Here is a 910-nt window from a genome sequence, read left to right on the forward strand (position 1 = left end):
CGTAGTCGGCGGCTGGCTGGGCTCCCTGACCGGCCTGGGCGGCTCAGTGAGCGGGTTCAGCCTGGGCAGCTTTATCACCGCCATTGTCGGCGCGCTGGTGCTGCTGGCGCTGTACCGGATGGTGAAGAAGAACTAGCACGCCTGATGCCATGAGCGTCATGCATCCGGCATCCAGCGTCCGGCGCTCCAACAAAAAAAGCCGCTTCCCGAAAAGGAAGCGGCTTTTTTTGTTGGAGCAATCTACCGGGCCAGAGGTTGATTTCGCATGCCCTACAGCAAAGGCTAAACCAACATTCGCTCGCGGTAGAAGGAATCCGCAATCTACTACCGGATTTTTTCTTTGATCCGTGCGGACTTACCAGAGCGATCACGCAGGTAGTAAAGCTTGGCGCGGCTCACATCGCCACGACGGTTAACCTGGATGGAATCGATCAGCGGGCTATGCAGCTGAAATACACGCTCAACGCCCACACCGTGGGAGATTTTACGCACGGTAAACGCAGAGTTCAGGCCACGGTTACGACGGGCGATAACCACACCCTGGAACGCCTGCAGACGCTCACGGGTGCCTTCCTTTACTTTCACTTGCACGGTAACAGTGTCACCGGCGCCGAATTCCGGTACTTCGGTTTTCAGCTGGGCATTTTCAATGCCCTGGATAATAAGGTTCTTGCCACTCATGGCAGTGCTCCTAATCAGAGTTTTTTGCTGTATGCGACGACTGCTCGGCGATGTATTCGTCCAGCAGCTGTTGCTCTTCGTTGCTCAAGCCCCGCGCCCGGCGGGCCTCCAGCAGGTCCGGACGCTGTTTCCAGGTCCGTCCCAACGCCTGCTTAAGGCGCCAGCGGCGAATCAGCGCGTGATTGCCACTGAGCAGTACCGGTGGCACCGCCTGCTCGCCATACACCTC

At 57.9% G+C, this 910-nt stretch carries 2 protein-coding genes and 1 pseudogene; 1 reads left to right on the forward strand and 2 read right to left on the reverse strand.

Going from position 1 to position 910, the window contains the following annotated elements; all coding sequences use genetic code 11:
• The coding region (locus A3730_RS29505; RefSeq protein ID WP_156500996.1) for a GlsB/YeaQ/YmgE family stress response membrane protein at window positions 1-136 on the forward strand (136 nt) is incomplete at its 5' end.
• A gap of 188 nt (window positions 137-324) precedes the next feature.
• Here the strand turns inward: A3730_RS29505 and rplS are convergent.
• Window positions 325-681 carry a 50S ribosomal protein L19 gene (rplS, locus tag A3730_RS06590; protein ID WP_007150853.1) on the reverse strand — a complete coding sequence of 119 codons (357 nt, stop codon included), beginning with the start codon at window positions 679-681 and terminating at the stop codon, window positions 325-327.
• Between the two features lie 10 nt (window positions 682-691).
• Window positions 692-910, reverse strand: a pseudogene (locus A3730_RS06595) (tRNA (guanosine(37)-N1)-methyltransferase TrmD); the annotation flags it as partial.

The organism is Alcanivorax sp. HI0044 (assembly GCF_001634945.1).